Source organism: Vibrio sp. 10N.261.51.A4 (assembly GCF_041471945.1).
In the GTDB taxonomy this organism is placed as follows: domain Bacteria; phylum Pseudomonadota; class Gammaproteobacteria; order Enterobacterales; family Vibrionaceae; genus Vibrio; species Vibrio crassostreae_C.
The window spans coordinates 100,202-123,177 of sequence record NZ_JBFRPJ010000001.1 but is presented as its reverse complement, the minus strand read 5'-3'; the positions used below and the strand labels follow the sequence as shown (position 1 = coordinate 123,177).

Annotated in this window: 21 protein-coding genes; 5 read left to right on the top strand and 16 right to left on the bottom strand. The window is 45.0% G+C overall.

Going from position 1 to position 22,976, the window contains the following annotated elements; translation table 11 throughout:
• Positions 1–97 precede the first annotated feature (97 nt).
• Positions 98–2,443 carry a PilZ domain-containing protein gene (locus AB4384_RS00495; RefSeq protein ID WP_372128692.1) on the top strand — a complete coding sequence of 782 codons (2,346 nt, stop codon included), beginning with the start codon at positions 98–100 and terminating at the stop codon, positions 2,441–2,443.
• A 122-nt stretch (positions 2,444–2,565) separates the two neighbouring features.
• On the opposite strand, the gene serB is transcribed toward AB4384_RS00495, so the two are convergent.
• Positions 2,566–3,546: a phosphoserine phosphatase gene (gene serB / locus AB4384_RS00490; RefSeq protein ID WP_372128691.1), complete on the bottom strand. Its 981-nt coding sequence runs from the start codon at positions 3,544–3,546 to the stop codon at positions 2,566–2,568.
• Between the two features lie 109 nt (positions 3,547–3,655).
• Between serB and AB4384_RS00485 the strand changes: the two genes are divergently transcribed.
• On the top strand, positions 3,656–4,267 hold the full coding sequence (locus AB4384_RS00485) for a YtjB family periplasmic protein (protein ID WP_076655999.1): 612 nt from the start codon (positions 3,656–3,658) through the stop codon (positions 4,265–4,267).
• Between the two features lie 127 nt (positions 4,268–4,394).
• On the opposite strand, the gene deoD is transcribed toward AB4384_RS00485, so the two are convergent.
• From deoD to AB4384_RS00425, 12 genes are all read right to left on the bottom strand, one after another.
• Positions 4,395–5,114, bottom strand: a complete 720-nt coding sequence (gene deoD, locus AB4384_RS00480; protein WP_017066980.1) for a purine-nucleoside phosphorylase — start codon at positions 5,112–5,114, stop codon at positions 4,395–4,397.
• Positions 5,115–5,179: 65 nt separating this feature from the next.
• Positions 5,180–6,400 carry a phosphopentomutase gene (locus AB4384_RS00475; RefSeq protein WP_017063284.1) on the bottom strand — a complete coding sequence of 407 codons (1,221 nt, stop codon included), beginning with the start codon at positions 6,398–6,400 and terminating at the stop codon, positions 5,180–5,182.
• Positions 6,401–6,476: 76 nt separating this feature from the next.
• Positions 6,477–7,805, bottom strand: a complete 1,329-nt coding sequence (gene deoA / locus AB4384_RS00470) for a thymidine phosphorylase (protein ID WP_017063283.1) — start codon at positions 7,803–7,805, stop codon at positions 6,477–6,479.
• A 110-nt stretch (positions 7,806–7,915) separates the two neighbouring features.
• Positions 7,916–8,692 (bottom strand): deoxyribose-phosphate aldolase, encoded by a 777-nt coding sequence (gene deoC / locus AB4384_RS00465; RefSeq protein WP_010436196.1) that lies wholly within the window; start codon positions 8,690–8,692, stop codon positions 7,916–7,918.
• A gap of 538 nt (positions 8,693–9,230) precedes the next feature.
• A complete protein-coding gene (locus tag AB4384_RS00460) occupies positions 9,231–10,493 on the bottom strand; it encodes a NupC/NupG family nucleoside CNT transporter (RefSeq protein WP_017058833.1) in 1,263 nt (420 codons plus the stop codon).
• A gap of 204 nt (positions 10,494–10,697) precedes the next feature.
• Positions 10,698–11,510, bottom strand: coding sequence for a TatD family hydrolase (locus tag AB4384_RS00455; RefSeq protein WP_372128688.1), 813 nt, complete (start codon positions 11,508–11,510; stop codon positions 10,698–10,700).
• Positions 11,491–11,646 (bottom strand): DUF5363 family protein, encoded by a 156-nt coding sequence (locus AB4384_RS00450; protein ID WP_171732460.1) that lies wholly within the window; start codon positions 11,644–11,646, stop codon positions 11,491–11,493. Before AB4384_RS00450 ends, AB4384_RS00455 begins: the two co-directional genes overlap by 20 nt.
• 98 nt (positions 11,647–11,744) lie before the next feature.
• Positions 11,745–13,325: a peptide chain release factor 3 gene (prfC, locus tag AB4384_RS00445; RefSeq protein ID WP_017059244.1), complete on the bottom strand. Its 1,581-nt coding sequence runs from the start codon at positions 13,323–13,325 to the stop codon at positions 11,745–11,747.
• Positions 13,326–13,497: 172 nt separating this feature from the next.
• Entirely contained in the window at positions 13,498–13,953 is a 456-nt protein-coding gene (gene rimI, locus AB4384_RS00440; protein WP_017063281.1) for a ribosomal protein S18-alanine N-acetyltransferase, read from the bottom strand.
• Positions 13,946–14,344: a DNA polymerase III subunit psi gene (locus AB4384_RS00435; RefSeq protein WP_017063280.1), complete on the bottom strand. Its 399-nt coding sequence runs from the start codon at positions 14,342–14,344 to the stop codon at positions 13,946–13,948. The genes rimI and AB4384_RS00435 overlap by 8 nt, the downstream gene beginning before the upstream one ends.
• A gap of 198 nt (positions 14,345–14,542) precedes the next feature.
• Positions 14,543–15,046, bottom strand: coding sequence for a GNAT family N-acetyltransferase (locus AB4384_RS00430; RefSeq protein ID WP_017063279.1), 504 nt, complete (start codon positions 15,044–15,046; stop codon positions 14,543–14,545).
• Complete coding sequence (locus AB4384_RS00425; RefSeq protein WP_170963063.1) at positions 15,030–15,557, bottom strand: SCP2 domain-containing protein; 528 nt, start codon at positions 15,555–15,557, stop codon at positions 15,030–15,032. Before AB4384_RS00425 ends, AB4384_RS00430 begins: the two co-directional genes overlap by 17 nt.
• Positions 15,558–15,815: 258 nt before the next feature.
• Here AB4384_RS00425 and AB4384_RS00420 point away from each other — a divergent pair, with 258 nt between their 5' ends.
• From AB4384_RS00420 to AB4384_RS00405, 3 genes are all read left to right on the top strand, one after another.
• Positions 15,816–17,855, top strand: coding sequence for an EAL domain-containing protein (locus AB4384_RS00420; RefSeq protein ID WP_372128685.1), 2,040 nt, complete (start codon positions 15,816–15,818; stop codon positions 17,853–17,855).
• 168 nt (positions 17,856–18,023) lie between these two features.
• Positions 18,024–19,037: a peptidase U32 family protein gene (locus AB4384_RS00410; protein WP_017059238.1), complete on the top strand. Its 1,014-nt coding sequence runs from the start codon at positions 18,024–18,026 to the stop codon at positions 19,035–19,037.
• 18 nt (positions 19,038–19,055) lie between these two features.
• The gene (locus AB4384_RS00405; RefSeq protein ID WP_017059237.1) at positions 19,056–19,934 is read left to right on the top strand and encodes a U32 family peptidase; all 879 of its coding nucleotides are present in this window, start codon (positions 19,056–19,058) and stop codon (positions 19,932–19,934) included.
• An 85-nt stretch (positions 19,935–20,019) separates the two neighbouring features.
• Here AB4384_RS00405 and AB4384_RS00400 read toward each other — a convergent pair whose 3' ends face one another.
• The 3 genes from AB4384_RS00400 to nlpI all read right to left on the bottom strand — a co-directional run bounded on the left by AB4384_RS00400 (position 20,020) and on the right by nlpI (position 22,931).
• Positions 20,020–21,357 carry an MATE family efflux transporter gene (locus AB4384_RS00400; protein WP_371721152.1) on the bottom strand — a complete coding sequence of 446 codons (1,338 nt, stop codon included), beginning with the start codon at positions 21,355–21,357 and terminating at the stop codon, positions 20,020–20,022.
• An 89-nt stretch (positions 21,358–21,446) separates the two neighbouring features.
• Positions 21,447–21,854: a MarR family winged helix-turn-helix transcriptional regulator gene (locus AB4384_RS00395; RefSeq protein WP_017056675.1), complete on the bottom strand. Its 408-nt coding sequence runs from the start codon at positions 21,852–21,854 to the stop codon at positions 21,447–21,449.
• 153 nt (positions 21,855–22,007) lie between these two features.
• On the bottom strand, positions 22,008–22,931 hold the full coding sequence (gene nlpI / locus AB4384_RS00390) for a lipoprotein NlpI (RefSeq protein ID WP_372128683.1): 924 nt from the start codon (positions 22,929–22,931) through the stop codon (positions 22,008–22,010).
• Positions 22,932–22,976: the final 45 nt, after the last annotated feature.

Here is a 22,976-nt window from a genome sequence, read left to right as displayed (position 1 = left end):
GGATGAAAATAAAAGTTGCAGTCATACCACTTATACTTAAAGATCGATTTAAACTAGTCGATAACATAAACGCACCGTCCATTCTAACAAGAAAAGTATGCAGCAATCTGAAATTCTATCTGTAGCAGAACGTTTAATCCCGGCTTACCACGCCGAAGATTTCGAATTCCTTCTTTCTCAAATGACAGAAGGGGAATCGCCGTCTCTGAAGCTGCTCGTTAAAATGGAACTGAATCGTATCATGGCTCCGTGTACAAAGAGCATTGATTTACGCGGGCGTATTGATAATGAGTGTCGTCAGTTCACTCTCGATGGCCGTAAGCACTGGCTCGATGATATCGCTTTAAACGCATATCAACGTGGTACGAAAAAGTTTAAAGGTTACACAGAAGGCGCATGGGAGTTAGTAATGACTCCGCGAACTCAGCCTCTGAGCGTTGTTAAAACATCTTCTCAAGGTAACCTCGACATTACTAGCGCCAATAGCCCGTATGAAGCGGAAGCTATTAACCTAGGTTACGACTTAAAGCGCCAAGAGAACAGACTCAAGATTAGCTCGCAGATCGAGATCACCACATCGAAAGGGCAAAGCCTACATGGTGTCACGGTTGATATCTCCCCGTCGGGCGCAAAGTTCAAGGTGCCGAGCGCCTTTCGATACAACCTCGGCGAGATCATCAGCGTTAAGTTTTCAGAGCTTATCGAAAAGTCCCAAGAAAACGATGTTAACCAAGCGGTTGAATTTCGTGTTTTGGGTATCGACGAATCTTATGAGAACAACGCGGTCAAATTTCTAAGAACCATCAAGGTAAGCGACAACAATATTGTGGCTCGCTTACTCGATGAGTCTTTAAATAGCACCAGTAAGAAAACCAGCCATGAGAATCAAGATAGGATTATTCGAACTCGTACTCGAGGAATCGAACATACCTATCTAAAGCATACTTGTAACCTACCCCTGTTTTTCAGCGGCAGCGAACTAAAGCTTGCCCTACTGACGGATAACAACCATCCATTATGGCAATATTGGCACGACGAACGAAATCAACAAGCGCTGGGTACCCTGTTCAACGAGCAACGTATGAACCTGTTGGCGAAACCAGGAGTGAAGGGAACCAGTAACGTTATCTACTCTTTTACCCATGAACACCAAAACAAGACCTTGTTCTATTCAATGATGCTGCCTGAAGCCTCTCGTGAACAAAGACAGCTGTTCTGGCACATCGGTGGCAAACGTAAAAGTTGGAAGGCGTTCAAGTTCTCGGTTTTCGAACTTTCAGACACTGAGCGACAAGCATTAGCTAAACACTCGGATACGCTGGCTCAAAGCTCAGCTCAACTGACGCATTGCGGAATCTTGCAAGAGATTGGCGATCACGAAAGTGCGGCGGACTATCTTCTGAGTGAAAAGCCACGCATTCCAAGCAGTGAATTGAACCGCTTCCGTCACCCGCGTACTGTCGTCGGCAATATTCAAAGCATCTACTTTGACTCTCAGACTCGTCGTAAAGAGCCGAGATACCAATTTAAGTCACCGTTGCAACTTACATCACAAGATGGCGCAGCGGCGAACGGACACACCTTAGATATTTCGAAGCGTGGACTGAGCATTAGCCTTGAACACCCAATGGTACTCAAGATTAATGATCCGGTATTAGTGAACTTCAATGAACTGCAGCTCTATGACAAGAACCTGCCACTGAGCACAGTGCCTTACCACGTAATTCGAGTGAGTCCGAATGGTCGCAACGTGCAGTTGGTTATTGCCGAGAACGCCAAGACAATGCGTACCATCGCTTTCCTTAATGGGCTTATCGATCAAAACCAAAGTAAGCTGATTAAGAAGCAAGAGATACTGCCAACACATTCGCTACTCGAATCACTGCACAACATTTTGTTGAGCAAGATGGTCAGTAACCCAATATTCATTGATAAGCCAAGTTCAACGCTGCGCTGTAAGATCATTGGTGTGAATTTCCCACTGAATAAGCATCTAACGTTACTTGCTAAACTTGGTCACAACCAAAAGTTCTCACTCGAGCCAATCTTCAAGGGTCACACCAACTCACTGTTGGCTGAGCCACTAAAAAGAATTGAAGGTGCGGAGCCTAAGCATCATGACGTGTACATTGCTGCAGTGAAGTTTGGCGACAAAATCCAGTCGGTACACACCAAGTTGGTCAAAGACTTCGCCTCAGCAAAGGAACGCATCTTATTCATCAAGAAAGCGCAGCACTTAGGTGATGTGTATGTATTGCGAGTCACCACGGCACCTATCTTTAATCCGCTAACGAGTTTATTCCAGTCGGATTTAGAAGAGCTTTCACGCATCAGTATGCATCAAGCTAAGAAGCTAGAGAATGAGGTGACGGCGTTTATCGGTTATGGCGAGATAGAGGACATTACCGATGAAGTGCTGATTCGATTGGAGCTAACACGCTAGCCTCGAGTGGCGTATTAACTTAAGCATGAAAATTGAAAAAGCAGGCTGATAGCCTGCTTTTTTTGTGTCTGAGCCACTATTGCTAAATAAGATACATAGCCAATAGCACTTAGGTAGAGCCCCTAAGGTTTCGCTTGCCAGCTGATCTTCTGTTGCTTAGCCAATACACCCGACAAGATACACAGCACACCGCCTAAACCTGCGTAACGAACAGCAGTTTGAGCTTGCTGCTCTACTTTTGGTTTTGCGTGGTAGGCAATGCCTAAACCTGCAGAGCCCATCATCACCAAGTCATTGGCACCATCACCAACGGCAACGGTATTATGTAGTTCCAATTCGTACTCTTCAGCCAACTCTACCAAGATATCCGCTTTGGTCTGCGCCGAAACAACATCGCCTAAGACTTCACCCGTCAACTTACCGTTGACGATCTCAAGCGTGTTTGATTGAGCATGGTCTAGATCAAGGGTATCTTTCAGGTAGTCAGAGAAGTAAGTAAAACCTCCTGATGCAATCGCTGTTTTCCAGCCAAGCTTATTTAGAGTATTCACCAGCCCGACCAAGTCTGGCATGAATGGCAATGACTGACGCACTTGCTCTAATATCGACTCATCCGCACCTTTCAGTGCTCCTACTCGTTGGCGCAGGCTCTGTTCAAAGTCGAGCTCGCCTTGCATCGCTCGTTCTGTGATTTCAGAGACTAACTCTCCCACTCCAGCTAGCTTGGCAATCTCATCAATGCATTCAATTTGAATCGCTGTGGAATCCATATCCATCACGATCAAACCTTGCTTAGATAAGTCTGGGACCTCGCTAAGGCAAGCATAATCAAGCTTTAGCGCTTGGAGGATTTCTTCGTGTGCTGGCGTTAGATTGCCTGACATCAAAGCCACTTCATAATGCCCAACCTTCCACGTATCGAGGATGGTGTTGTAAGTGCCAGTGAAAAAGTCGATGTCATCGAAAGATTGTGGAGATAGGTACTCACCAAACACAATCCAATTGGCCTTGGATTTAGCGAGTTGAGAAGCGAAACGAGTCTCGGGGAGTCGAGTTAATAATGTCGTATGCCTTTTTATCGGCAGATATTTCTGAGCGTCCATGTGTATGATTCCTAATTAACTATGCTAAACGTTAACCTATTGCAATTTGAAAACGCAAGTCTCAATATGTCTTAATCATAACATTTGTTTATTTCAGGCTTCGTGAAACATGAATGAATCATTGTTCTCAATACGTAACGCTTTACGAATGCTAGCCCTCATTTTGTTGGCTACCATGTTCGTTGTAACGATTAAAAATACGGTCGTGATCAGTAAAGGTAACGAGAAGATCCAAGCAAAACAGTTGGAAACTCTTACCAAGCTGCTTATCTCTCAGGCATCACTTTCAGCCAGCAAGATGATCACGCAACAAGACCAAGAGCGATTGCTTGATCTGACTAACCAGCTATCTCAAGACCGACTGGTGTTCGATACCACCATCTATGATGCAGAGGGTATTCGACTGGCTTCGAGCGAAAAAGCCCTCTCGGTACGTGAGGTTCTTGGCTTAGATACACCACTTTCAACAGCAAGTATCGGCAGACAACAGTTAGTTGAACCTATTTATTCTCCAGAGAAAACGATCATCGGCTTTATTCGAGTGACTTTTGAAACCGGTAAGATGACGGCGATTTCTGATCACCACTACCGCAAAAGTGATCGCTACATGATCGGTATGGTGTTGATGGGGTTTGTGAGTGGCGTGTTGTTCATCATGCTGATTCGCAGAAGACCAACTAAGTCTGGTGAGAACTTACTATTGAAAAATGTAAGCTCATAAACACACTAGGCTGACAATTAATACTAGACTCAGAATAAGTACAGCAATCCAATAAAAAGCCCCGACGCTCAGGCAGCAACGGGGCTTTTTGTTATCTGTTAACTTATCAAGCTAAGACAAATCAAGATTATTCTTGGTCACCAAGCAACACTGAGTCTAGTGCGATAACCATCATGTCGTTGAAAGTCGTTTGACGTTCATCTGATGTCGTTTGCTCACCGGTCTTGATGTGATCAGAAACAGTACAAATCGTTAGAGCTTTGGCGCCATATTCAGCACATACACCATAGATGCCTGCAGCTTCCATCTCTACGCCAACAATGCCGTATTTGTCCATTACTTCGAACATCTCTGGATCTGGCGTGTAGAACAACTCAGCCGAGAACAGGTTACCGACTTTTACGCCAACACCGCGAGCTTTGGCTGCATCTTCTGCCGCGCGCACCATCTTGTAATCCGCAATAGCTGCAAAGTCATGACCTTTAAAGCGAATACGGTTCACTTTAGAGTCAGTACATGCGCCCATGCCGATCACCACATCACGCACTTTGATATCTTCGCTCACTGCACCACAACTGCCGACACGAATGATCTTCTTCACACCAAAGTCTTTGATCAGCTCAGTCGCGTAAATAGAACAAGATGGGATACCCATACCATGTCCCATTACGGAAACCTTACGACCTTTGTAAGTACCGGTGTAACCAAACATGTTGCGAACGTCGCACACTTGAACCACTTCTTCTAGGAAGGTTTCAGCAATGTATTTAGCACGTAGCGGGTCGCCTGGCATTAAAACTACGTCAGCGAAATCACCCATTTCAGCATTAATATGTGGAGTAGCCATTGAAAATATCCTTAATCTCAAAACAAAAAAAGAAGAGAGAGGTTTCCCTCTCTCTTCGTTAACTATTATAGAAAGCTTGTACCGTGTCCCATTGGCGATGTGCCAAAGTATGACGCTAAGCTTTGACCGATATCAGCGAAAGTATCGCGACGGCCTAAAGAACCTGCTGGAACCTTTTGACCGTAAACAATTACAGGGATGTGTTCACGAGTATGGTCAGTACCTGGCCATGTCGGATCACAGCCGTGGTCAGCCGTTAGGATAAGCACATCATCTTCTTTCATCATATCGATGATTTCATTGATGCGACCATCGAAGTACTCAAGTGCCGCTGCATAACCAGCAACATCACGGCGGTGGCCGTAAGCTGAGTCGAAATCAACGAAGTTAGTGAACACGATAGTGTTGTCGCCTGCTTCATTGATCGCTTCTTTGGTTGCTTCAAATAGCGCAGGAATACCTGTTGCTTTGGTTTTCTGAGTGATGCCACAACCCGCGTAGATATCAGAGATCTTGCCGATTGAGTGAACGTTACCGCCCTTCTCATCAACCAACTTCTGAAGAATGGTGGCTGCAGGTGGCTCAACAGAAAGATCACGACGGTTACCAGTACGTTCGAATTGACCTTTACCTGGGCCAATGAACGGACGAGCGATAACACGACCAATGTTGTAATCTTCTAGCTCTTCACGAGCAATCTGACAAAGATCTAATAGGTTTTGCAGGCCGAATGTCTCTTCGTGACAAGCGATCTGGAAAACAGAGTCTGCAGAAGTATAGAAGATTGGCAGACCAGTCTTCATGTGCTCTTCACCTAGGTTATCTAGGATTTCCGTACCAGATGAGTGGCAGTTACCCAAGAAACCAGACAGGCCTGCACGCTCAAGGATGCGGTCAGTCAGTTCTTTTGGGAAGCTGTTCTCTTTGTCGGTGAAGTAGCCCCAGTCAAACAGTACAGGAACACCTGCGATTTCCCAGTGACCTGATGGCGTGTCTTTACCAGAAGACAGCTCAGCAGCGTGACCGTAAGCGCCAATGATCTCAGCGTCTGCATCCATACCAGGAGCAAAACGACCCGTAGACTCTTTGTGAGCCATCGCTAGACCTAGCTTAGACAGGTTTGGCAGTGCCAGTGAACCTTTACGATCTGCATTGTCTGCAAGACCTTGGTCACAATGATCTGCGATGTGGCCCATAGTGTCAGAACCTACATCACCAAATTTGTCTGCATCCGCTGTTTCACCGATACCGAATGAATCTAAAACTAAAATAAATGCTCTTTTCATTTTCTTCACCAACTTATTGCTCTTTGCACCAGAACTCTGTTTATCGGTATACGCGAGGTATACCGATACCTGTTATTTACACGTCTTCAGAACGAATCTGACGGTAAACGTCTGGCGTTGCTGTATATTCTCCGCCCACAGTGATTGCATTTTGTAATGCTGTTGCAGCTTCTTGCCACTGTTGTTCGTTACGAGCATGAATCATTGCTAATGGCTTATCTTCACTTGCTACTTCACCTAGGCGAATGAAGTGATCAAAACCGACTGCGTAATCAATGCTGTCAGTTGCTACACGACGACCGCCGCCCATACCAACCACAGCCATACCAATTGCACGAGTATCCATTGCTGATACCACACCGCTTTCTAACGCGTACACTGGCTTAATAATGTCTGCTTTTTCTAGGTAGTTATCGTAGTTCATTACGAAATCAACTGGACCACCAAGGCCCGCTACCATTTTACCGAAGCACTCTGCTGCCTTACCGTTATCCAGTACTGCCATCAGTTTTTCGCGCGCTTCGTCTGAGTCTTTAGCTAGGTTACCGAGCACCAGCATTTCAGCACACGATGCTAGAGTGATCTCTAACAAGCGAGGGTTACGGTATTCACCCGTTAGGAACTGAACCGCTTCACGAACTTCTACTGCGTTACCCGCTGAAGAAGCCAGCACTTGGTTCATGTCCGTTAGGATTGCTGTTGTTTTAGTACCCGCACCGTTTGCTACTGCAACGATAGATTTCGCTAGCTCTTCAGATGCTTCGTAAGTCGGCATGAATGCGCCTGAACCTACTTTTACATCCATCACTAGAGAATCAAGGCCCGCAGCCAGTTTCTTAGATAGGATTGAAGCCGTGATCAGCGAGATGTTATCGACTGTTGCTGTGATATCACGAGTTGCGTAAACACGCTTGTCAGCAGGCGCTAGATCGCCTGTTTGACCGATGATAGCCACGCCAGCATCTTTCGTTACTTCACCGAACACATCGTTGGTTGGTGTAATGTTGTAACCCGGAATAGATTCCAGCTTGTCTAGCGTACCGCCAGTGTGGCCTAAACCACGACCAGAGATCATTGGAACGAAACCGCCACATGCTGCCACCATTGGGCCAAGCATCAGAGAAGTAACGTCGCCAACACCACCAGTAGAGTGTTTATCAACGATTGGGCCATCAAAGTTCATGTGGCTCCAGTCAATCACCATGCCTGAATCACGCATTGCACACGTTAGTGCGATACGTTCTGGCATCGTCATTTCATTAAAAAAGATAGCCATTGCGAATGCGGCAATTTGGCCTTCAGAAACCGTGTTCTTAGCCACACCTTGAATGAAGAAGTTAATTTCTTCAGCTGTTAGGACTTCACCGTCACGTTTTCTGCGAATAATTTCTTGAGGTAGATACATTAGTGCCTCCCAAACTCTAGTGAGTATGGTTTGTAGGGAAAGAGGTAATATGGAGTGACTTAACGTCACTCCATCAAACAGACTTAATTTTTTATACCCGAATGGGTAAATTAGTATGCTGCTGGATCAGCAGTCTGGTCTGTCACTTCTAATGTATTAAGAAGGTTAGTTAGTAGGCTTGAAGCACCAAAACGGTAGTGCATGTTGTCTGCCCACTCAGCGCCTAGTAGCTCATCAGCCATTGCTAGGTATAGTGCTGCATCTTCAGCAGTACGTACGCCACCAGCTGGTTTGAAACCAACTGTTTTAGCAACGCCCATGTCACGGATAACTTCAAGCATCATGCGCGCGTACTCTGGAGTCGCGTTTACTGGCACTTTACCTGTTGAAGTTTTGATGAAGTCTGCACCTGCTTCGATACAGATTTGAGAAGCTTTCTTGATTAGTGCTTCTTCTTTCAGTTCACCTGTTTCGATGATCACTTTAAGCGTGATGTCACCACAAGCTGCTTTACACTGTTTAACTAGCTCAAAGCCAACTTCTTCGTTGCCAGCAATAAGAGCACGGTATGGGAATACTACGTCAACTTCGTCTGCGCCGTACGCTACCGCTGCTTTTGTTTCTGCAACAGCAATTTCGATGTCGTCATTACCATGAGGGAAGTTAGTTACAGTCGCAATGCGTACTTCTGGAGTACCTTGCTCACGCAACGCTTTCTTAGCTGCTGGGATAAAGCGAGGGTAAATACAGATTGCAGCGGTGTTGCCTACTGCAGTCTTCGCGTCATGACAAAGCGCCACTACTTTTTCAGTAGTATCGTCGTCATTTAGCGTAGTTAGGTCCATAAGTTTAAGTGCACGTAGAGCTGCTGCTTTTAAATCGCTCATTTCTATCTCCGATCAATATATTCAAATAGTTAACTACTTCGCCCTCCATCCAGTATAGATGGATATTTTAGTAATGCTCAGTAGCCACAAATGAACGGACTTGGTTCCCTGAAGACTTGATAACTTTCGCTACCAATTGCAATCCTTGTCACCGCACAGTACCAGTTTGGTCTATGGCACAACAAATCAGTCATGTTGTGTCTAACATCTATAGCGTATCGCTAATTTTGGCTTAATCCCAGAAGAATAACGTTCGAGTTGATTTCGAGGTTACTTTCTTGCCAACAGAGACATCCTATCCCTTTAGCTTATACATTATAGGTATCCATCAATAAATTGTAGTGCTCCTTAGAACGCAAACGGTTTGTATCTCAAAAAAACATTCTAGACCCTACATCGAATCTAAGCATAAGCATAAGCATAAGCATAAGCGCGTGCATATACTAAAAACGGCAGGCCTAAAAACAAAAAAGCCCCGCAGCAATTTCTTGCTACGGGGCGATATTATTATGGCGTCTATATATCGATTTCTAACTAATTAGAAAGACAGGAAGAAGCCAGCAATTGTTGCTGCCATCAGGTTAGATAGAGTACCAGCAATTACCGCTTTAACACCCATACGTGCGATGTCGTGGCGACGGCTTGGTGCAATACCACCTAGACCACCTAGAAGAATCGCAATTGAAGAAAGGTTTGCGAAACCACATAGTGCGAATGCGATGATAGCTTGAGTCTTCTCAGACATCACTTGACCAGTTGCTGCAACAACTTGAGCGTTTTCACCAACGTATGGTACGAAGTTTAGGTATGCAACGAATTCGTTAACAACTGTCTTCTGACCAATGAAAGAACCAGCGATAGTTGCTTCTTCCCATGGAACACCAATGATGAATGCTAGCGGTGCGAAGATCCAACCTAGAAGAAGTTCTAGAGTTAGGTTTTCCATACCGAACCAACCACCGATGCCACCTAGGATACCGTTGATTAGAGCAATTAGACCGATGAATGCTAGTAGCATTGCACCAACGTTAAGTGCTAGTTGTAGACCAACTGATGCGCCACCTGCTGCTGCGTCGATAACGTTAGCTGGTTTGTCATCGCCACCGTCCATTTCGTCAGCGATGTTGTCGTCTGGCGTATCTGTTTCAGGCTTGATGATTTTAGCGAATAGTAGACCACCTGGTGCTGCCATGAATGATGCTGCTACAAGGTACTCTAGAGGTACACCCATAGATGCGTAACCCGCTAGTACACCACCAGCTACAGAAGCCAAACCACCACACATTACTGCGAATAGTTCAGAGTTAGTCATTTTAGGAACAAATGGACGAACAACTAGAGGTGCTTCAGTTTGACCAACGAAGATGTTTGCTGCTGCAGACATAGACTCGGCGCGAGAAGTACCTAGAGCTTTCTGAAGACCACCACCAAGAACTTTGATTACAATTTGCATAACACCAATGTAGTAAAGTACAGAGATAAGTGCAGAGAAGAAAATCAGAGTTGGTAGTACTTGGAAAGCAAAGATGAAACCGATACCGTCAACTGAGAAGTTAACTAGGCTGCCGAATAGGAAACCAGTACCGTCTTTACCGTAGTCGATCACGTTTGCTACACCAGCAGAGAAACCTGCAAGTAGATCACGACCCCAAGGGATGTAAAGTACGAATGCACCAAGTGCGAATTGGATAGCGAAAGCGCCACCCACTGTTCTTAGATTAATAGCTTTGCGGTTGTCAGATAGTAGTACTGCGATTGCGATCAGTGCAACCATTCCGACTAGGCTCATAAACAGGCTCATAGTTTATGACTTCCTTATTAGTTATTTATTGGCGTGTTACAAAATGGGGCTATAAAGCGGAGGCAATTATACTCATGCGACCACTAATAAAGTAATGCCGTCCTCACACTTTCGTAGAAGATTCATGTACCATTCACACACAAATGTGACCCAAATCACAAGCTCAGTGCAATTTACGCAAACGATAAACAAAAACCTTCGATTTTATTCACATATACCGAATGCGCGATGGCTATTTTGCCAAATTTGCGCTGCAATCGATTGCTTCGGCTCTTTTCTAAGCAAAAAAAGTTCATTTAAGATCGTAACTAAATATTTGGAATGATTAACATTTCCTTGGTTTCCATACATGGGCATGTCCGGAGCATCCGTTTCCAATACCAGACATTCAAGGGGCAATTTTGCGATGGTTGTGCGTGTTTTTTGCGCTCTTGGGTAAGTTATCGTTCCACCGACGCCAATATAGAAACCGAGCTTGATCCACGCCAAAGCTTGCTGTTCACTCCCAGAAAAACCGTGAATCACACCACCTAAGGTGAACTTATGCTGCTTTATTAGCTCGATAAGTCGGTTGTAAGACTTCCTCTCATGGATGATTAAAGGCAGGTCAAACTCCTTCGCAAGCTCCATTTGTTGGATGAAAAAGCGCTCTTGTTTCTCTCGTTCAACGTCCACAAAAAAGTCGAGCCCGCACTCACCTATCGCGACACATTGGCTGTTTTTTGAAGCGAGTAATTGGCGAAGTTCCGAAAATTGTTCGTCATTGGCCGGTTCTAAAAAGTAAGGATGGAAGCCTAATGCATAGTAAATATTGGGGTGAGATTGCGCAATTTTCTCAAGCTTATGCCAGTTATTTTGACCGATAGAAGGGATGAGTAACTTCTCAACTTGAGCCTGTTTTGCCTCTTTGATATATCCCTCAATGCTCAGCTCATGGGTAAAACCTTGCTCAAACGCCTCAAAGTCTGCGTGGCAATGTGTATCAAATAGCGGAAAATCACTTGTTTGCTGTGTCATCTTTCCCACTCTCAGCTTGCTGCCCTTGAGGATCTCGACGATAAGGAACACAACTGCGCTTGTTTTCAGGCGTTAGCCCAAGCTCTTCACACCACTTATCGTATTTCCTAATCCAAGCTTTTATCCAACCGAACATATTTACCTCAAGCTTATTGTCTAAAATGGCACGCATTAAAAAACGCCTATTGCAGAACAATAGACGTTTTTGTTTAACTCGAATAGAGATCGAAGAAATTAGTGCTCGCGCGTCGCTCGGAATTGAACTTCAGGGAAACGTTCAGAAGCTAGGTTCAAGTTCACCATAGTTGGTGCGATGTAAGACAGGTTATCACCGCCATCTAGCGCTAGGTTAGATTGGTTCTTACGTTTGAATTCTTCAAGTTTCTTAGCGTCATCACATTCAACCCAACGAGCTGTTGCAACGTTAACACCTTCGTAGATAGCTTCTACGTTGTATTCCGCTTTCAAGCGCGCTACAACCACGTCGAACTGAAGGACACCAACCGCACCAACGATCAGGTCGTTGTTCTGCATAGGACGGAATACTTGTACTGCGCCCTCTTCTGAAAGCTGAACTAATCCTTTTAGAAGTTGCTTCTGCTTCAGTGGATCGCGTAGACGGATACGACGGAATAGCTCAGGTGCGAAGTTAGGAATACCAGCGAACTTAAGGCTCTCACCTTGAGTAAAGGTATCACCAATCTGGATAGTACCGTGGTTATGTAGACCGATAATATCACCCGCGTATGCTTTTTCAGCACGTGCACGGTCACCCGCCATAAAGGTTACCGCATCAGAGATACTTACACTCTTGCCTGTACGAACATGGTTCATCTTCATACCTTGGTTGTAAGTACCCGAAACGATACGCATGAATGCGATACGGTCACGGTGTTTAGGGTCCATGTTTGCTTGGATCTTAAATACGAAACCAGAGAACTTCTCTTCTGTCGCTTCAACATCACGCTCGTTCGCTTGACGCGTTTGAGGTGCTGGAGCCCATTTCGTTAGACCATCAAGCATGTGGTCAACACCAAAGTTACCCAATGCAGTACCGAAGTAAACCGGCGTTAGTTCACCCGCTAGGAATAATTCATGGTCAAACTCAGGACAAGCACCGATAACAAGCTCTAGCTCTTCACGTACGCTTTCCGCAAGATCAGCACCTACTGCTTCATCTAGCTCAGGGTTATCTAGACCTTTGATGATACGAACTTCTTGGATCTCGTGGCCGTGGCCAGATTCATACAAGATCGTTTCATCACGGTGAATGTGGTAAACACCTTTAAACTCTTTACCGCAACCAATTGGCCATGAGATTGGAGCACAAGCCATACCTAGCTCGCTTTCCACTTCATCAAGCACTTCCATCGGGTCACGAACATCACGGTCAAGTTTGTTCATAAACGTTACGATTGGAGTATCACGAAGACGTGTTACTTCCATCAGCTTACGAGTACGGTCTTCGACACCTTTAGCAGCATCGATAACCATCAAACAAGAATCAACCGCTGTTAGCGTACGGTACGTATCTTCCGAGAAATCTTCGTGTCCTGGAGTATCGAGTAGGTTTACTAGGCAATCATTGTATGGGAATTGCATTACCGACGTAGTTACCGAGATACCACGTTCTTTTTCCATCTCCATCCAGTCAGATTTAGCGTGCTGGTTAGAGCCACGGCCTTTTACGGTACCCGCTTTTTGAATCGCGTTTCCGAATAAAAGAACTTTTTCAGTAATCGTGGTTTTACCCGCATCCGGGTGAGAGATAATCGCAAACGTTCTACGTTTGCTCACTTCTTGTTGGAAAGACATAGTCGCCCTTTGCTGATCTAAAGCGTAAAAAGGGCAAGTAGATAATACTTGCCCTTGAATTCTGTGTGCGGATTATACAGAAAGCGTATCACTTTCTAAAGGGTCAGTTTACACCCTATTTTTTGGCTAATTTTGTGATTAGCTATCTAGTTAGCGAAAAGACGTAACATGACTAGCTAAAAGACATAAAAAGATAGCTCATAATGATGGCATCTTCGTTGCCTTGTTTAGTTGGATAGTAATTACGACGGCGATCAACTTCGTTGAAGCCTGCCTTTTCGTAAAGATTAAACGCGTTCACATTACTTTCGCGAACTTCTAGCCAAGCACTTTCCGCGTCAGCTTGCTCACACATATCAAGGAAATGTTCCGTTAACGCTTTTCCATACCCTTTGCCTTGCTGGCTTGGGTCTACCGCGATATTAAGCAATGTGACTTCGCCAACGATGTTTTGCGCGAAGAAATAGCCCACCACTTGTCCATCAACTTCAAGGACATGATGACAAGCGCCTCGGCTATCAAGATCTCGGATCATATTTTCAGACCAAGGGTGAGAATGCGCGGCCTGCTCGATCTTCCAAATGGCGTCTAGGTGTTGTTGTGAAGTCGGTAAAAATTGATTAGTCATAAGCACAAATTTGTTGCCATAAGTCGCGGCGGTGTTGGTTGTTACCGTTAATGTCAGACAGTAATGGCGATTGAAGTGTTTTAGCCTTCAGCTCTTGAGCCGACTCACAACCAGCAAACCATATCCACTCAACCGAACCTAAATCCACAGTAGACAAGTGTTGCGGTTGAAGGTGTAAAGCCTGAGATAAGTCGAGCTTGATACTTTTGAGTACTCGCTCAAACATCACGGCGAGATCTTCCTGAGGTTTTTCAGGCGAAACCAACAGTAACTTGCAATCGCTCGAGAGCGGAGTCAATTCAGATTCATAACCTGCTAAACGCTCTGGGTGACTTAGTTCCCATTGGCTAATGCCCATCTCATGTAGGTATTGCGCGTGTGTTTGTGACATATCTAGCGGTAGTAACCTTAAGTTTATTGGAGCCAAAGTTTATTGAAACCAGAAGTTTGTTAGAACTAGTTTTGTGAAAGCTGCCTCTATTGAAAGAGCGCTTATTAGAGCAGGGCTGATACTAACAAAAAATAAAGGAGCATCAAGCTCCTTTATTTAGACTAAATCAGTTTGTATCTTGTTGCGTGATAAATCAGCTTATAAGTCGTTGAACTCGGGGCTGTAAGCAATCTCACCAGCATGTCCAGCAAACGCACCGTTTACCAATTCAATCGCTTGGAAAGCACCTTCAGGCACATCCCAAACACAACTCAGGCCAAACTCGCTCGCAGCCTTGAAACCAAAGCGGCTGTAATAAGCAGGGTCACCCAACACAACGCAAGCTGGGTAACCAAAATCAACCAAAGTGGAAAACGCATCTTCAACTAGAGATTTGGCAATGCCTTGGTTGCGGAACTCTTCTTTCACAGCGAGAGGCGCAAGCCCTTGCCAGTTATGATCGTCGCCATCAAGAGTGATAGGGCTAAACATCAGGTGACCAACCACCTCGCCTTCATCAGAACAAGCCACCAGCGATAGCGTTAAATGGCTATTCTCACGCAAGCTCATAACCAAGTTAGCTTCTGCATCTGTTTCAAAAACAGATTTCAATAAACGATCAATGACAAGTATATCTGCCGGTGCTTCAGTTCGAATAAGCATTCATTACCTCACTTTGTGTATCTGGGGATTGTACTCCCTTCTGCACAAAATCAGCTAATTGATTTAACAAAGTTTTCATAGGAGTCGGCAATAAGTCCAAATCTACGCTATCCATCAAGTTTTTGACCTCTAAACCGAGCTCTGTATCACCTTCAATAGACAGTCGACGTTGGAAGAAAAGCGTATCTGGGTCTTCTTTACGTCCCGCAATCAACACAAGATCGTTAAGATTGCCGCTAAAGCTTACATCTTCAACCACGTCTTTATCAGCTACAACCAGTTGCTCATTTTTGTAGCTAATACACCAACTTAACCCCATGTCTTTTATTGAGACTTTCAGCCATTTGTCTTCTAAAAACTCAAAGTCACCGTCCTCTAAAGCTTCCTTGAATACATTCTTAAGCGCCTCCAATAAGGCTCTTTTTTGTACTGTTTTAGGCAATAACTGGACTGGAGATCGCAAAATTGATGCGGCATTTTGAACTAGTTGAGTGCGAATCTTGTTTATCACGTGACTTATCCGTAACTTTGTCAATAATATGGAATGCATCATAGATGATGTTGAGATCTCAGTTACTGTTATGTATCAAATTAACTTCTGTTTGATACTCGACCTTTAATATCCTGAAAATCACAGTTATAGTAACTCAGGTAATGAGAATTACAGCGGATCGCTGCACTCACAGGTAAATATCGATAGCCACACAAAAAGTAATAAATATTTATCGATAGTGAATATTCAAGCTCTTGGAGAATTGGTAGTACTTTGATGCCTCCCCAACAACTACAACATTGGTTTACCCAGCTAACTGCAAATAGTCCGTTCTTTTTTGCAGTACTTGATGCTCAACATAACTATTTTATGGTGAATGAGCGTTACTGCGATATTGCTGGTTTGAGTCAACCAGAGCTTGCAGGCATGAATGATCGCCAAACATTGGGCGAACAGTTCTACCAACATCTCAAGCCTTACTATGAGCGTGCATTCAGTGGCGAAACGATTGAGGCCGAAGTCACCCTCAACGAAACAGACCTCGATACCAGCCTTCATTTCAGCCTATCTCCGCTTACCAATGGCAACAAAACCGACTACATCATCTTTCACGCCTTCGATACATCAGAAAACCAAGTACTTGTCCGTTCTTTAGAAGAATCCGAAGCGAAATTCCACAAGCTATCTCAACTACTCCCTGACGGATTACTGCTCGTTGAAAGTGACTATATCTTGTCATCCAACCCAGCGGCAGCGCGCCTGCTTGGCTTTAACTCAACCACAGAGTTAATTGGCGAACAGCTGGGACGCCTATTTATCGATGAACAAACCAAAACAGTCTTCAATAATAACCTCAGCTCTATTATTTCTGAGTCTGGTTTGGTTTGCTTAACGGGTGCACGATGCGGCTTTGAACGTAAGGTCCAGCTCAACATCGACTCCACCACCGTTCTTGGAAGCAACACTCAGCTGGTGCTTATTCAAGACGCACAAGAAACCGCAAAACAATACACACCAGCAAACAGTGAAGATGCCTACATAGATGCACTGACCAAACTCTACAATCGAGTTGGGTTTACTAAGCGTCTTGAGCAGTTCATTCACAACGATACGCCGGTGGTGATGCTCTACTTAGACATTGATAACTTTAAAAATATCAATGACTCACTTGGTCATCACATCGGTGACAAGGTGATTAAAGAGGTCGCTTCGCGTCTTAAACGCTTACTGCCTCGTAAGGCCGTGATTGGACATTTAGGCGGGGATGAGTTTGGTATTATCCTGCCAGAACCTGAACATCAGCGAACACCTGAAATGCTCGCTGAAAAGATCATATCTCTGATCAATCAACCCTTCGATCTTCACCACTTTAGCAAGCGCTTAGCCTGCTCAATTGGTAGCGTGAGTTTTCCTCAAGATGGTACTGATGCTCGTATCTTGCTGCAAAATGCAGACACAGCAATGTATGAAGCCAAAGATCGTGGGCGCAACCGTCTGATCAAGTTCAACGAACAGATGAACAAAGAAGCGCGCATGCGACTGTGGCTTGAGATAGAGCTACAAAAAGCGCTGCAACAGAATGGACTTGAGGTTTGGTATCAACCAAAAGTGAATGCCCGTGATTTCACCATCAACGGCGCTGAAGCTCTGGTACGTTGGAAGCATCCTGTCGAAGGTTATATCAGTCCTGCTGCGTTCATTCCTGTAGCGGAGCGAGCTGGTCTTATCGAACAACTTGGCCGAGTGGTAATGCGCGAAGTGTTTGCTACGGTTAAACGCTGGAAGATGCAAGGTATCCTTCCAGGTCGAGTGGCTATCAACCTTTCACCAGAACAGTTTGGTAACCCGAAACTGATTGATTACATGGAAAAGCTACTGCGTTCGACCGAGCTTGATCCAAGTGCGATTACGTTCGAGCTAACGGAAAGTGCGGTGATGAGTGATAGTGAACACACACTCCAAATGCTTAACGCCATCAAGAAACTTGGCTTTGCTCTCTCCATTGATGATTTTGGTACAGGTTACTCTTCACTGTCTTACCTTGCTCGCTTCCCAATTGATGAGCTTAAGATAGACCGTGCTTTCATCTCTGATATCGATACCCTACCAAAGCAAATCACCGTAATTGAAAACATCATCAACCTAGGTAAATCTCTCGATTTGACCGTGGTTGCTGAAGGTGTCGAAACCAGTGAGCAAGCGACTCTATTATCGAACCTCAACTGTAGTTCGATTCAAGGCTTCCACTTCTACCGTCCGCAACCAAAACAAGATGTCGAAGAGTTGTTTGCCCAAAACCGCCGTCATAAGAACTAATCAAGTACCTCATATTTAAACCAAGCCAACATGTAAAACGGTCACTCGTCAGTACCTCAAACGGAGTAAAAGCAGATTTATCCATCTAAACCTGCCTTACATCAATTCCGTCATTCACAATTCTTCATAAAATGCTCGCTTCAACTTAATTCTACTGGTAGTGAGCAAATGGAACTCTTATGCCCAGCGGGTAACTTACCTGCTTTGAAAACCGCTATTGATTGTGGTGCGGATGCTGTCTATATCGGATTCAAAGACGATACCAATGCCCGACACTTTGCAGGCCTAAACTTTGCGGGTAAAAAGCTCGATCGTGCTGTGCAGTATGTGCATGACCACAACAAGAAAATTCATGTTGCCCTAAATACGTTTGCTCACCCAAATGGCTTCGACCGTTGGACTAATGCCGTAGACAACGCCGCTGCTCTGGGTGTTGATGCGCTGATCATCGCAGACATCGCGGTGCTTGAGTACGCAGCAAATAAGTATCCAGATCTAGAACTGCACCTATCAGTGCAAGCATCTGCGACCAATGCGGCGGCTATCGACTTCTACCATAAAAACTTCAACGTTAAGCGTGTCGTACTACCGCGTGTGTTGTCGATTCATCAGGTCAAACAGCTTTCTCGTAACATCACTTCTGACGTTGACCTTGAAGTATTCGCTTTTGGTAGCTTGTGCATCATGGCAGAAGGCCGTTGCTACCTCTCTTCATACATGACAGGCGAATCACCAAATACTGTTGGTGCTTGTTCTCCGGCGAAATACGTTCGCTGGCAAGAAACAGAAACTGGCCTCGAATCTCGCTTGAACGAAATCCTTATCGATAAATATGAAGCAGGTGAAAACGCAGGTTACCCAACGCTGTGTAAAGGCCGCTTTGAAGCAGATATCGATGGTGAACGTAAGCGCTATCACGCACTTGAAGAGCCAACCAGCCTCAACACGCTATCCATGTTGCCTGAGCTTTTCGCGGCGAACGTTGCCTCAGTGAAGATTGAAGGTCGCCAACGCAGCCCGGCTTATGTTGAACAAGTCACTCGTACGTGGCGTGCAGCTATCGATCGCTACTTAGCGAACCCAGAACAATACCAAGTGGAACAAGCTTGGAATGCGACACTGGCGAATGTATCGGAAGGTACACAAACCACGCTTGGCGCTTATCACCGTAAATGGCAATAGAGCCAAATGGAGAACTCAATGAAATACGCATTAGGCCCTCTACTTTATTTTTGGCCAAAACAAGACGTTGAAAGCTTCTATGAGCAAGCGAAATCAAGCTCTGCCGATATCATCTACCTAGGTGAAGCGGTGTGTTCAAAGCGTCGTGAGATGAAAGCGAAACACTGGATGGACATTGCTAAAGAGCTGTCTGCTTCAGGTAAGCAAGTCGTACTTTCCACCATGGCATTGCTAGAAGCACCAAGCGAAGTCAACATCATGAAGAAGTACATCGATAACGGTGACTTTGCGATCGAAGCCAATGATGTGTCTGCAATTCAACTGGCCAGCGAAAGCAAAGTACCTTTCGTGGTTGGCCCGGCAGTAAACACCTACAACGCACGCACCCTGAACCTATTCTTGAAACAAGGCATGACGCGTTGGTGTATGCCGGTTGAGCTTTCTCGCGAATGGCTAAGCAACGTAATGACCCAGTGCGAAGAGCTAAATATTCGTAACAAGTTCGAAGTTGAAGTGTTTAGCCACGGCTACCTACCGCTTGCTTACTCAGCACGCTGCTTTACCGCTCGCGCTGAAAACAAAGCTAAAGACGATTGCGAAACCTGCTGTATCAAGTACCCAACAGGGCTACAAGTAGAAAGCCAAGAAGGCCAATCAGTCTTCAACCTTAACGGTATTCAGACGCAATCAGGCTACTGCTACAACCTAGTCAATGATTTACCGAACATGCACGATCTGGTTGATGTGGTTCGTTTAAGCCCTCTCGGTATCGATACCTTCTCTGAAATCAACAACTTCAGAGCAAACGAGCAAGGTCAAAAACCGATGAAAATTGAAAGCCGCCAATGTAATGGGTATTGGCATCAGCTTGCAGGTTTAGACGTTAAGAACATCTAGTTCCTCGCATTGGACTAACCAGTAACAAATACAAAAAAGGTCTAGCATTCGCTAGACCTATTTTATTCGACTTAAGAAACGCGACCTATGCCGCCGCGGTTTCCATCGATGAGGCATCGAGCTTCTTTATATCTTTGTAGAGCATCACCATCACCACCACACTTAGCGCGATGTTAGACAGTGGGTACGCAATCCAGATCCCCGGCACACCATACAACTTAGGCATAATGTACAAGAACGGTAGTTGGATAAGCATATTACCTATAGTCACAAACATCGCCTTGCTGCCCTTGTTCACCGCTTGATAGTAAGCAGCTGCGACTACCAAGAAGCCATCCAGCGCCAGTGCAAACATGTGAAGGCGAATACCCAACACCGTGTACTCAACCAACTGAGGTTCGTCTGAGTTAAATACTGATACAAACTCACGTGGGAACGCATTGAGAAGCAGCACGAACGCCACACCAATCAATACCGAACTCATCATCGCAATCTTAAGTAGCTTGCGGATGTTTGCTTGGTTACGCGCACCATGGTTGTAGCTCACCAATGGTTGCATGCCGTTGGCGATACCTTCAGCCGTGAGATAATAAACCGTCACGATGTAGCCCAAAATCGCGTAAGCACCGATCATCAACTGGTCGCCATATTGAGAGAACAACGCATTGTGCAACGCCACCATCATCGAACCATAAGCGTACATAAAGAAGCTTGATGTACCAATGGCGAAGATTTGTGGAATCACATCCAGCTTCAATCTCAACTCATTCCAACGTAAACGTAGGTTTGCTCGACGCGAGAAGAAGTAAGCCAAGCCGAGAGCCGTTACTACAAACTGGGCAATCGCTGTTGCTAATGCTGCACCCATCAACTCCCAGCCATAGAGAGCGATAAACAGGTAATCGAGCACGATATTAATCACCGCACCAACGATCATCAGTATCGTCGCTAAGTTCGGACTGTCATCGTTACGCAGTAGAAACGGCATCGCGATCGAACCTAGCGTGAAGACACTAGCACCAATCAGAATGTGTAAGTACTGCAGACCAAGTTCATACACTCGCCCTTCAGCGCCCTGCCAAAGCAAGAAGTTATCAGCAAACAAGAACAGCAATGCAGAGACAATAGGCGTTATCGCTAACAACAAGGTTAAGCCCGTTGCTAAGATCTGCTTAGCGCCTTGAGTATCTTTTTCACCTTGGCGAATCGAGACAAGCGCACCTGTGCCCACACCCACCAACATACCAATACCAAGAATCGAACCAATCACAGGCCACGCAACATTGATACCTGCAAGTCCATCAGCCCCCACATAGCGGCCAATGAAGATGCCATCCACCACTTGGTACAGGCCATTAACCAACATGGCCGCCACGGTAGGGATTGTGTATCGCCAAAATTGACGACTAATTGAGTTACTCATTTCTTACTCTACTTTCATTTGTGAGTCGCATATCAACAAGATATGACTCGAAAAATTAGTTAACAAGGCTAACTAAATATCTAAATTATTTACTTTAAAGCTTTATTTAATAATAGGTTTAACTGCTGAGATTCTTGCTCAGACAAACGGCTTTCCAGTATCTGTGCCATGACCTGATAGATCTTACTTTCTTCTTCCAAGCCGACTTCCGCTTTGCTGGTCAGTACGACCAACTTAGACCTCGCATCTTCGAGCGAAGCTTTACGCTCAACGAGACCTTTTCTCTCTAACCTTTGAACCATAGTAGTTGCTGAAGGCTTGGTTACTTGCATTTCAATCGCCAGATCTGTCAATCGGATCGGTTCAGGAGAGGCTTGAATGACCTTCAAATAGTCATATTCATTGAAGCTCAATTGGCAAATAGGATCTTCATTTACCTGAGTGCGCCATATCTTAGAGGCGAAGCGCTCAATCTTTTCTAAATTCTGGTTCAGCATACTCACCTAATCAAAGAATAGCATTTAGTTAGCAAGGCTAACTATTTTAGTGTTGTTTAAATAAAAAGCAATCAAAACGAGATGAAGATCATAAAAAAGGAGCATAAAAAAACCGCTGACAGACAGCGGCTTTTCGGAATCAAAATGTGTTGCTTACTTAGCGTTGGCTTCTTCTTCGGCCTCAGCCAGCTTAACTTGCGCTAAGTGCTCAGCTTTAAGTGTGGTGAAGATACGGCTTAACTCTAAGAAAGAGTAACGATGTTCTACGTATTCATACACGTTAAAAGAAACCGCTAACTTGTACAAAGAGATAGCATTCGCGTAATCACCATTCATATGGTAACGCTTAGCAAGGTAGAAGTACGTCTCTGTTAGACGCTGCGCAAGTAACGTGTTGTCACGAGTACCGGTTAAGATCGCCTTGAAAGCCTGCTCTTCAGTAATGTCATCAAGCATAATCGCGACTAATACCCAACCCCACTGCTCATCACGGCTCTCGTAACGTTTTTGCAAATCAAGCTTAGCCTGCTCTGGCGTCAGCTCATGCTGAATGATGTACAACCACAGAGCGCGAAACGGATCGCTAGGATCGTCGGCATAGTGCTTCATCATCTCTTCATTGGCTAAGTCGTAACGCTCGCCATAGTAAAGCGCGATAGAGCGGTTCCTTTCTGCGTAAGAGTTTGCAGGATCAAGCTCTAACGTAGAATCAAAAGATTCATAAGCCGTATCAAACTCCCCTACCTGCGTAAAGTAAACACCCAAAAGATTGAAGATATCAGGTTGAGCAGGGTTCAATGAAAGAGATTGGTTGAAGTCGAGACGCGCGAGATCACGCAGGCCAACACTGTCGTAGTAGTTACCACGTTCAAACAGCATCTTAGCTCGAACTTCATCGTTCAAATCTGGGCGCTGTAATAACTGACTAAGACGTGCAATTTGAACTTCTTGCTGAACGCTTGGTTGCAATGGCACAGCCATCGGTGGATAAACCCAACTTGAGGTGTTATCTGATGTTGTCGCACAACCTGTTAGTACAAGCAGTAAACACATACTCGCGGTTTGAAACCATTTCACAAATAATTACTCCTGTTATGACCGCAATAAAAAAGGGGAGCGATA

Coding starts and splice junctions, on each gene's coding strand:
- AB4384_RS00430 (WP_017063279.1), bottom strand. CDS start 15,046: ATGCTTATTCGAACTGAAGCACCGGCAGATATACTTGTCATTGATCGT.
- AB4384_RS00455 (WP_372128688.1), bottom strand. CDS start 11,510: ATGACACAGCAAACAAGTGATTTTCCGCTATTTGATACACATTGCCAC.
- AB4384_RS00485 (WP_076655999.1), top strand. CDS start 3,656: ATGAATGAATCATTGTTCTCAATACGTAACGCTTTACGAATGCTAGCC.
- prfC (WP_017059244.1), bottom strand. CDS start 13,325: ATGTCTTTCCAACAAGAAGTGAGCAAACGTAGAACGTTTGCGATTATC.
- rimI (WP_017063281.1), bottom strand. CDS start 13,953: ATGACTAATCAATTTTTACCGACTTCACAACAACACCTAGACGCCATT.
- deoC (WP_010436196.1), bottom strand. CDS start 8,692: ATGAGCGATTTAAAAGCAGCAGCTCTACGTGCACTTAAACTTATGGAC.
- AB4384_RS00410 (WP_017059238.1), top strand. CDS start 18,024: ATGGAACTCTTATGCCCAGCGGGTAACTTACCTGCTTTGAAAACCGCT.
- deoD (WP_017066980.1), bottom strand. CDS start 5,114: ATGGCTACTCCACATATTAATGCTGAAATGGGTGATTTCGCTGACGTA.
- deoA (WP_017063283.1), bottom strand. CDS start 7,805: ATGTATCTACCTCAAGAAATTATTCGCAGAAAACGTGACGGTGAAGTC.
- AB4384_RS00475 (WP_017063284.1), bottom strand. CDS start 6,400: ATGAAAAGAGCATTTATTTTAGTTTTAGATTCATTCGGTATCGGTGAA.
- AB4384_RS00395 (WP_017056675.1), bottom strand. CDS start 21,854: ATGCTGAACCAGAATTTAGAAAAGATTGAGCGCTTCGCCTCTAAGATA.
- AB4384_RS00495 (WP_372128692.1), top strand. CDS start 98: ATGCAGCAATCTGAAATTCTATCTGTAGCAGAACGTTTAATCCCGGCT.
- AB4384_RS00450 (WP_171732460.1), bottom strand. CDS start 11,646: ATGTTCGGTTGGATAAAAGCTTGGATTAGGAAATACGATAAGTGGTGT.
- AB4384_RS00400 (WP_371721152.1), bottom strand. CDS start 21,357: ATGAGTAACTCAATTAGTCGTCAATTTTGGCGATACACAATCCCTACC.
- serB (WP_372128691.1), bottom strand. CDS start 3,546: ATGGACGCTCAGAAATATCTGCCGATAAAAAGGCATACGACATTATTA.
- AB4384_RS00405 (WP_017059237.1), top strand. CDS start 19,056: ATGAAATACGCATTAGGCCCTCTACTTTATTTTTGGCCAAAACAAGAC.
- AB4384_RS00460 (WP_017058833.1), bottom strand. CDS start 10,493: ATGAGCCTGTTTATGAGCCTAGTCGGAATGGTTGCACTGATCGCAATC.
- AB4384_RS00420 (WP_372128685.1), top strand. CDS start 15,816: ATGCCTCCCCAACAACTACAACATTGGTTTACCCAGCTAACTGCAAAT.
- AB4384_RS00435 (WP_017063280.1), bottom strand. CDS start 14,344: ATGTCACAAACACACGCGCAATACCTACATGAGATGGGCATTAGCCAA.